General features: G+C 47.0%; 5 protein-coding genes and 1 tRNA gene. All 6 read right to left on the bottom strand.

The features are described from left to right. Positions 1-66: 66 nt before the first annotated feature. Positions 67-1196 (bottom strand): IS3 family transposase gene (locus N836_RS66535; protein ID WP_152532270.1). Its coding sequence is split into 2 segments (ribosomal slippage): positions 67-929 and positions 929-1196, totalling 1131 coding nucleotides; the frame shifts between segments, so codons are not numbered across the junction. Between the two features lie 382 nt (positions 1197-1578). Further along, positions 1579-1650, bottom strand: a tRNA-Gly gene (locus N836_RS66525). Between the two features lie 206 nt (positions 1651-1856). Then, positions 1857-5906: a toll/interleukin-1 receptor domain-containing protein gene (locus tag N836_RS66520; RefSeq protein WP_023075863.1), complete on the bottom strand. Its 4050-nt coding sequence runs from the start codon at positions 5904-5906 to the stop codon at positions 1857-1859. A 75-nt stretch (positions 5907-5981) separates the two neighbouring features. Next, positions 5982-6440 (bottom strand): DUF2141 domain-containing protein, encoded by a 459-nt coding sequence (locus N836_RS66515; protein WP_023075862.1) that lies wholly within the window; start codon positions 6438-6440, stop codon positions 5982-5984. Between the two features lie 246 nt (positions 6441-6686). Beyond that, complete coding sequence (locus tag N836_RS66510) at positions 6687-7019, bottom strand: MBL fold metallo-hydrolase (protein WP_023075861.1); 333 nt, start codon at positions 7017-7019, stop codon at positions 6687-6689. A 97-nt stretch (positions 7020-7116) separates the two neighbouring features. Next, entirely contained in the window at positions 7117-9384 is a 2268-nt protein-coding gene (locus N836_RS66505; protein WP_023075860.1) for a sensor domain-containing protein, read from the bottom strand. Positions 9385-9607 lie beyond the last annotated feature (223 nt).

The following is a 9607-nucleotide window of genomic DNA, read 5'->3' as shown; positions in this document are numbered from 1 at the left end:
CCTAATTTTGGACAGTAAAATCAGATAATAACGAGTCTAGACTGACATGTATCAATCTGAGACATCCTACGCTTCCTGCCTCCACTTTTTCTCAAATTCGCTGGGCGTTAAATAGTCCAAAGACGAGTGAATTCTCTTCTTCATATACACCTCGTCTAAAAACTCTTCTATTCTCTCATACACTTCATTAAAGTTGCGATAGTCCGACAAGTCAACCTCCTCTTCTTTAATGGTTCTCATCAGTCGTTCAGCATAGCCATTCTCATAGGCTTTACCCACACCCGCCATACTAATCGCTATCTCGTTCTCTTCCAATAGCTGAACATACGCATTGGCTGCATATTGAACGCCTTGGTCTGAATGATGAATCTCTGGAATACACTGCTTCAGTCCTTTCTCTAATGCTGTTATCGTTAACTGTTTCTCCATCGTCCTATCCAAGTGCCAGCCTCGAATACTGCGGGTAAACACATCCATTAACACCGCTAAATAAACAAACTCATCCCTCAACCGGATATAGGTGATGTCGCCAACCCATATCTGCTCTGGACGCTCGACGACCAGTCCTTTGACTAGATTAGGATACCGCTTATAGCCATGGACACTATTCGTCGTGCGTTTCCGGCGTATTCGTCGTTTGGCAAGGAATCCCAAGTCTTTCATTAATCGGCTGATCCGTTTGTGATTAACCGTCCATCCCTCTCGCTGCAATTGTTTAGTAATCCGTCGATATCCATAGGTTGGATATCTCCCCGCCACATCAATGATCGCTTTTTTCAGGGTCTCTTCTTGCGTCTGTTTTGCTGATTTTGTCCGATAGTAATAGCGGCTTCGGCTGTAGCCAATCACATCACAGATTACCTGGATCCAATAGTCTCCTTTCAACTGCTCAATCATGGCTCGTTTCCGCTCAGATTCCACAAGTCCGAAGCTTTTTTTGCTACCGCTAATTCCATTGTTAGCCGACCCACCATGCGTTCTAATTCTGCGATTCGTTCGGCTGATTCATTCCCACTTCCGTTGCCTCCAAACGCTAAATGCGCCTGGTTTAGAAATTCATTGCGCCAACGATTGATCACGGACGTATGCACTTTATGGGCGCGACTCGCTTCGCTGACACTCCGTTGGCCACTGACGATCTCCAGCACGACTTTTGCCTTAAATTCGCTACTGTAGTTCCTGTGTTTACTCGCCATATTCTTTACCCCTATTGGACTCTAGCTTACGCTCTATCAGTCCTGTCCTAATTTTGGGGGTCACTACACAGCAAACGCCTCAAGTTTACCTATCCCTTAGCCATGACTTAAAACGGATATCAAAGACCCGCACCATCTATACCAATTGTTTGAACGTCAGAACGAGTAGAAACCTTTTGACGAGTCCTTGATATCACTGCTCTAGTGTATGAGGACCTCAAACTAGATCAATTGTACTGCTTTTTATGCCAATCTCATACCAGTTTTAGGTCTAAATTGACCCAAAATGACCCAACGCAATTACCCCCTAGCAGAAGATGATTGCGTTGGATTGGCGCTCAAACCCTTTGAATTCGGTGGTTTTTAGCTCTATGCTTAGGAAAGCGGATGATGGGACTCGAACCCACGACATTCAGCTTGGGAAGCTGACGTTCTACCACTGAACTACATCCGCAGTGGTTAGATGCAATAGTAGCAGCTAATTTTGCGGCTTAGCATTCTTATTTTACGTTCCTTAAATGTCCATTGATATGCCATTATCATTGCTGAATTATTCCTTAAAATTAATGTTGAATATTCTTATTTGCCGATAATACGATAGTCTCGGAAGTAGCGGTTTCAAGAGTGCGCTTCGGTGATTTTAGCCATTGCTGTGTTGGGTCATTCAAATCGACACACTTTTTCGATACCGGCTGCATTTGGTGTTTGCAAAATAGAATGCTGGCGAATGCGATCGCATCCCCATTCTAGCCAGCTTTGAATTCTCCCCCCTTCCCAACGGCGCAAAAATCCATCGCTGTTGGCACTTAGAATCCACTGCCCATCAGCCCCAAACAGGACTGTACTTGCTGTGGCATTATGTCCCCTCAGGGGGTTACCAATCGGCTCACCGCTCAAATCCCATAGCCGTAATGTCTGATCTCGACTAGCACTAACAATATATTGACCGTCAACACTAAACGTAACTGCCACCACATCGCTCAGGTGACCATTAAACGGTTTAGCCGTGAGGGGGCGGCCATCGCGTCCCCACAATCGCAGGGTGCGATCTCGACTAGCGCTGATCAACATTTCACTATCGGGGCTAAAGGCCAAAGCATTGATATGATCCAGATGCCCCTCCATGGGGTCACCCATCGGATTCCCTTGCGTGTCCCACAGGCGAATGGTGCGATCATCACTGGCACTGGCCAACAGTTGACCATCGGGGCTAAACACCAATGCGTTGACCTCATCGTCATGTCCCGTGAGCGGTTGGCCAACAGGGTTACCTTGCAAATCCCATAGACGGATAGTCTTGTCGTCACTGGCACTGGCCATCAGAGGCTGGGTTGGATGGATGACGACTGCATTAACAGCGGCCTCATGTCCATTCAGGGTTGCGATCGCATTCCCCTGACGATTCCACAGTTTGACAGTAGTATCGGCACTGCCACTCACAACTGTTTGGCCATCGGGGCTAATATCCACCGACAGTACCGCATCGGTGTGACCAGTCAAAGGAGGTACAAGAGTCTCACCAATACTGTTTAATATCTTGACCGTGCGATCATCACTGGCGGTTACCAGGGTTTCTTTATCATCACTAAGAGCCATGGCATTCACCGCACTAGCGTGAAGACGGGTGGATTGGCGCTGTAATGCAGTTTGCATATCCCACAGCCGCAGGGTATTATCTTCGCTACCGCTAAGAATAGTGGCACCATCGGGGCTAACGGCAACAGCATAGACATAGTATTCATGGCCCATTAGAGGCGGTCCCACAGGCAGCCCATCACGACTCCATACCCGCACGGTATTGTCATCTGCACCACTAATTAGCCACTGACTGTTGGGGCTAAAGGCGAGGGACATAACATTATCGGTATGACCTTCTAATTGATGGAGTAAGTTACCCTGACGGTCCCAGATGCGCACAATCTTATCGTTACCCCCGCTGGCAATCAGACGACCATCAGGGCTAAACGCCACTGAATTAACGGAGCCCCTATGTCCTCGCAATGTGTTAAGTAGCTGGCCCTGAGGGCTCCATAGATGAATCAACCCATCTTGTCGGCCACTAACAATTTGGGTGCTATCTGGACTAAAGGCTACTGACCAAACAATACTTTGACCATCCGCCTGCCAGGGTGGAGACAACAACTTGCCTTGACGGTTCCAAAGTCTTACAGCGCCGCCTTGATCGCCACTGACGATCCAGGAACCATTGGGGCTAAAAGCTACTGTTTTCACATGTCCCCAGTGATTTGCCAATGGATTACCGATCGGGTTACCTTGTAAGTCCCATAGACGCACGGTCATGTCTGAACTAGCGCTAGCAATTGTCTGACCATCGGGGCTAAAGGCCACTGACCAGATGTCATCCGTGTGTCCCTCAAAGGGCTCACCAATGATAGTGCCATCTTGATTCCACAGACGGACAACATCATCAAAGCCGCCACTGGCAATCGTTTGGCCATCCGGGCTATAGACAGCTGACCACACAGCTTGCTGATGGCCGCTCAAACGGTTTTTCTCCACTGTTACACCAATGGCATTTCGTAGCGTAGAGCGAACAGCAGGGCGCAGCTCTCGCAGCCGCGTCTGGCTGCGTCTGGTCAATTGGAGCGATTCTAACAATCCTTCTACAGGTTGGGTAATTAGAGCACGACTCACCTCTGCAGCTCTCTTATCTAATACCAAGCGACTGTTGTTTCTAAAGGCCAGGGCACTAGCTCCTGCAGCAATCAGAAACAAAACACTCATCCCTGCTAGCAAAGATTGCGTAATCACCATGCGGCGTTTTTCACGCTGGGCTTCAGCTTCGACTGCTGACTGACTGGCGGTGATAAAGGCTTGTTGTTCTGGAGTGACTGCCGGGGTTTTCTGATGGGTCTGACTATCTTGCAGCCATTGGCTTGCGATCGCACTTTCAGCCCCGCGCAATAACACATCATCGCTGTGATCTTTTTGTTGCCATTCCAGGGCACGCTGCAGCCATTTTGTATGGCTTTGCACATGAGCACGATCGGTATCGAGGGTACGAATCAGATGACTAAAATGGGTGGTGAAGTTACCGCGCTGTTGGCTAAAGTCTAGCCATTGCACCTTAGCCAGCTGAGGATGCAAATCGCCCGTATTAACTGGCTGATGCAAAATCGTGACAAATCGCTTATTAAAGCGAGCACCGTGATCCACTTCTAATTTGCAATAGGGCGAGTTAACAGAGCGAGGAGACAAAACAAACAAAAAGTTATCGGATATTTCAATCCCCTGGTAAATCTCTCTTTGAAAATTAGCGGTGCCTGCAGCAATACTTTCTTGATCAAACCAGGTGGTTTTACCCTGACTTTGCAACGCACTATTCAGTTTGCGAGCAATATCTGCATCAGCACTTGAATAGGAGATAAAAACATCAACAGAAGACGGGGGCGGCTGGTCTAAACTGGCCTGAATAAACTCGCGGTGAAAGGTTGTCGCTGGATAGGATGCATGACCTACAGCCGTCTTTAACCAGGCTTCGGCATGGCGTAAATCATACCCCCGCAGCAGCACACTAGAATTCTGATGTTGTCGTTTCCATTTCAGGGCTTTGACCAGTAAAATCTTGTGTTGATTATAGTAAACGGCATCTTCATTGAGGGCCTTGATCAGATCCCTGTCGTCAAGCTGATACTCTTCTCCACTCAGAGGGCTAGTTAAATCGATATATTGCAATGATGCCAGCTCTGACGGGCTCTCAGCCGCTCCTAGAGGGTTTACCAACAAAGGAATTATGCGCTTATTGAGCGCCAGGGCATATTTTAATTCGTATTGACAATACTTAGATTTAAGCGCATCCGACGATAACAAATACACCATGGAATCTGCTTCTTCAATACCCCGATTCACCGCCTGCTTAAACGCTTCTCCAGTGGGAATGTCTGTCTGACTGCTCCAAACTGTAAATCCCTGTCGCCATAGCGCCCGTCGCATGGAGTCCATGACCTCAGCATCCGCCTGGGCATAGGCTAAAAACACTTGAGTCATCATATTATTTGCATTTTTAATGCTTTCAGTGATGAACTCGCCGTGTAAATCAGTGGGAATACAGGGAGGCTGTTCGCTCTTAAATAGCTGTTTGAGCCAGGTTTCTGCTAGTTGTCGAGTTTCTCCCAACAGTAGAAATTCTGTTTGTTTTTGCTGACGTTCCCAGGCAAGGGCATCATTTAAAAATCGTGTGTGATTTTCCACATAGTCCTGATGGCGATGGAAAATCTGTTTAAGATCAATGAGAGACTGTTCAAAGTCATCTTGATCTGCTCGCATATATACCCAGTTAATTTTGCTAATCTGGGGGTTCATATTATCGAAGCTAGAATGTAATCCCTTAGCCTGATAATCATGCCATTGGCCATCAGTTCCGTTGGGATGACGGGATTGCCAGATGCCTCGCTCAATCTGTTCTACATGCAATACGGGAATGATTCGTTTTTGATACCGGAGGGCAATTTCGATCTCTTTTGCACAGTAGGCTGAGTTGACTGAATGGGGCGAAATCACAAATAGAAAGTTATGGGACTTCTCAATGCCACTGTCAATCTGGTTCTGAAAGTCAACAGCCAGGGGAATATCGTTAAAGTCACACCAGACACGATGGCCAGCCTCTGTCAGTCGGTTACATAGGGTAATAACAAAGTCCTTGCTGTCAGCACGACCATAGGAAACAAAGACATCGTAGATATCAGTCATAACAGAGATTGAGAAATCAAGTGACCGGTGTTGCATCGGGCCTGATACAACACCAGGGTGCACTCCAATCCTATTCTAGAAGTAGCTTAACTCAACCTCAATCCTGGTTTCTGCACCGGCTACCAAAAATACAGCATCGCCAAACGCTGGGGGGCCGGTCAATGCTTCGGGGTTTCTGGAAAAGCCAAATCCCTCTGCGGGCATACCTACAAAATTGCGGTTAAACTTGTTGTCACTGTTAGCATCGTGGAATACCGAGACCGCATAGCTACCAGGATTAAGATCCTCAAAGGTGGCAACCAAGGGGGCATCCTCTGCTGTTTCTATACAGATCGTTTGTACGGCTTGCTCACGGTTGCTGGGAAAACCGTCACTGCTGTTAAACAGGTTTAGACAGACCTGCCCCTGAGGGGCACTTAAACCACTAATCTCAACGGCTAGCTGAGTTTGCTCAAGTTGCCCCTGGGCTGGATAGGCCAAACTGGCCACTGTGGTTATCATTAGAGCATCCACGATAATGCGTTGACTATCCATTTACCATCTCCTAATGAACATTTGGTTTAGCCAGTTGCTTTACTTTACTGATTACCCACTGTGATATCCGCACGCTTCAATCAAGCCCTATACTTACTGGACCAATTACTGGACCAAACTTTGGTAAACGATTGTCTGAAACTATTCGGGAGATAGAAAGCCCTGTCCCCGAGCCATAATCAGCGGTTGGATCTGAGGCTAGAAACTCCTCTAAGGTAAGACCGTTTGCGATCGCACTTTCCGGCATTACCCCGGCATTCCCCAAGGTTTCATTTCCCCGGTATGGTCAAAATGCCAGTGGGTGTTGACTAAAAACCGGATCGGTTGATCACTGAGTTCAGCAATTGCCGCCTGATTTTTTTCCGTCAGCGGAGCAAACTGATCGTCAATCAAAAATACACCATCATCGCCAGCAGACACCCCAATGTTGCCACCTTTCCCCACCAGCATGTAGATATCTTCAGCCACAGGAATTGATTGAATCTCAACTTGCTCAAAGTCTTGACCTTGGGCCTGACTGACCGGACTCAACAGCCCTAATCCCAGCCTTGCCAACGCGGTATGTTTAATAAACCTCATCAATGTACCCTACGAATGATTTAGCCATACATGGTTTAGTCATATCTAGCACATTTAACAAAAAACAAATCAAAATTAATTATTCAAACTCTATCGACTAACCGATCTCCTCTTCCCGCAGTAGCCCAGTAGCTTCCCTGACGCTAATCGGACCGACAAAATACTCTCCTTGTACGGCATCACAGCCAATTTCTGTTAACCAATCTAACTGTTGCTGCCTTTTAATACCCTCAGCAATAGTTTGTAGGCCTAAAGACTTACATAGGGTGATCATTGACTCTGTCACTACGTGATTCACTTCATTGAGATCAGTGGGACCAATAAAGCTGGGGTCAATTTTGATGGCATTTACAGGCAACTGATGCAAATATCGCAAACAGGAATAACCCACACCAAAATCATCAATCACAATTTCCACACCCATATCTCTGAGCCGATCAAGCAAGCTTTGGGCCGTCTCAAAATTTTGTACCAGGCTGCTTTCTGTAAATTCAAGCCTCAAACTGTTATCCGCTGGTCTACAGAAGGTTAAAATCTTCTCCAGTCTGAGTAAAAAAGACTCTTCTAGCCGCTCATCCAAGAAGTTAATGTTAATCCCTAGAGAGCGCTTAGGGAAAAGGGTCTGCCAGCATACCAGTTGCTGACAGACCGTGCGTAACACCCATTCTTCAATGGATGAAATCAGTCCAATTTCATTGGCAATATCAACAAACCGGTCTGGCATCAGCAATCCTGCTTCAGGATGTTGCCATCGCAGCAGAGCTTCAAATGATTCCACCTTCTGAGTTTTTAGATTAATAATCGGTTGATAGTGAAGCAACAGCTCTTCATTTTCCAAAGCTCTGCGCAGATTGTTCTCAATTTGCAGTCGCTGTACGGCTTGCAAATGCATATTGGCATCAAAGACCATATATTGCCCACGGCCCCTATGTTTGGCCCAATACATGGCTACATCAGCATTACGCAACAGATCTGAGGCTTGGTAATCATGGTTATATTTGGCCAGGGCAATCCCAATACTGACGCCAGGAAATAATTCTCTGCTGCCGATGTTAATGGGGGATTTAAATATTTCTAAAATTCGCTCTGCCACCATGATGGCTTCTGCTAGATCATTAATCTCTTCCAATAGCACAACAAATTCATCACCACCCAGGCGTGCGGCCAAATCTGTTTCACGGATAACGAGTTCTAACTTTGCAGAAATAGCTAACAGTAGTTTATCGCCAACCAGATGCCCCAGGCTGTCGTTGACTAGCTTAAAGTTATCAAGGTCCAAAAATAGCACCGCCAGCTGAGTTTCAGGATGTCGCTTGGTGCGTTTGAGAGCCAGTTCTAGCCGTTCCATCAGCAGACTACGATTGGGTAGCCCTGTAAGTTCATCATGCAAAGCATCATGCTTTAGCTGTTCTTCTACTTTGACGCGATCGCTAATGTCGCGAATGACGGCCAACGTATGTTTTGGGTTGCCCTGAACATCCCGCACAAGCGACGTGCCGATACTGCACCAAAAATAGCTGCCATCTTTGCGTAGATAGCGTTTTTCATGAAAACAATAGGGAATCTCATCAGTAAATAGGCTCTGGAGAATCGCGTTGGACTGAGCCCGGTCAGCGGGATAGGTAATTTCATGAATCGATTTGGCCAGTAGTTCCTCGCGGGAATAGCCCAGCATTTCGCAGAAACGTGGGTTGACATCGACAAATTTGCCATTGAGGGAACCGTTGGCTAACCCTACTGCAGCTTGGTTATAAATACTGCGATAGCGTCGTTCACTGTCTTTTAGAGCGCTCTCAGTCTGACGACTCTGGGTGATATCGACCGCCATGGTCATCATGATGCATCGACCATCGGTGAGTGATTCCAGGGTGGAAGAGCTGAATGTCCAGATCCGCTGTTTACCCTGGGCCGTGTAAATGGTTACCGCCTCATGAGCCATGGCCGCTGTCGGAGGATTGCTGGAGGCGATACTCTGCTCTAGCAGGTCAGTACTATTTTCACCAAAGGCTAATGCTGCCCAGGCCTGGGTGGTGGGGATATCCTGCTGGGTGTATCCGGTAAGTTGAGTCCAGGTGCTGTTGATGTGCAGGACCTCACCATCGTCAGCATGGAGCATGATAGGAAATGGAGCCATTGCGATCGCATGGCGGAACCGTTGCTCACTCACCCGCAGATATGATTCAATTTGCTGACGACGTTTGACCTCCTGATTTAATCGATAATTATGTATTACAACAGCAATCAAACTAACGATCAGACTGCTCATGGTCAAACAAAGAATAGTCTGGTTTATCCCCCAAGCCAGCTGTGCCTCACGCCAATTGAGCCATACCTCTGTAAAACTAAACCCTGCACTAAAATCCATAGGAAAACCCTGTGACGGAAACTCCTGTACTACAGCTTGAGTTATCCTCAAGCATACTTGCAGGTCTTTCAACCTGAGTATGGCGTTCAAAATATACGTAGACCCGATCACTGACGTCTCAATTGCTCCATTTGTGGCTGTTAGCAGACTGCAAACACTCCAGATACACTGAATATTATTAATTTCTCTTCAATTGCAAGAGACTGTCTAGAGGCACACCGAT

The sequence above is a fragment of the Leptolyngbya sp. Heron Island J genome, assembly GCF_000482245.1.
Lineage (GTDB): Bacteria > Cyanobacteriota > Cyanobacteriia > Phormidesmidales > Phormidesmidaceae > Leptothoe.
The sequence above is the reverse complement of the archived record's forward strand: the minus strand, read 5'-3'. Positions and strand labels throughout refer to the sequence as shown.

Coding starts and splice junctions, on each gene's coding strand:
- N836_RS66520 (WP_023075863.1), bottom strand. CDS start 5,906: ATGACTGATATCTACGATGTCTTTGTTTCCTATGGTCGTGCTGACAGC.
- N836_RS66515 (WP_023075862.1), bottom strand. CDS start 6,440: ATGGATAGTCAACGCATTATCGTGGATGCTCTAATGATAACCACAGTG.
- N836_RS66510 (WP_023075861.1), bottom strand. CDS start 7,019: ATGAGGTTTATTAAACATACCGCGTTGGCAAGGCTGGGATTAGGGCTG.
- N836_RS66505 (WP_023075860.1), bottom strand. CDS start 9,384: ATGGATTTTAGTGCAGGGTTTAGTTTTACAGAGGTATGGCTCAATTGG.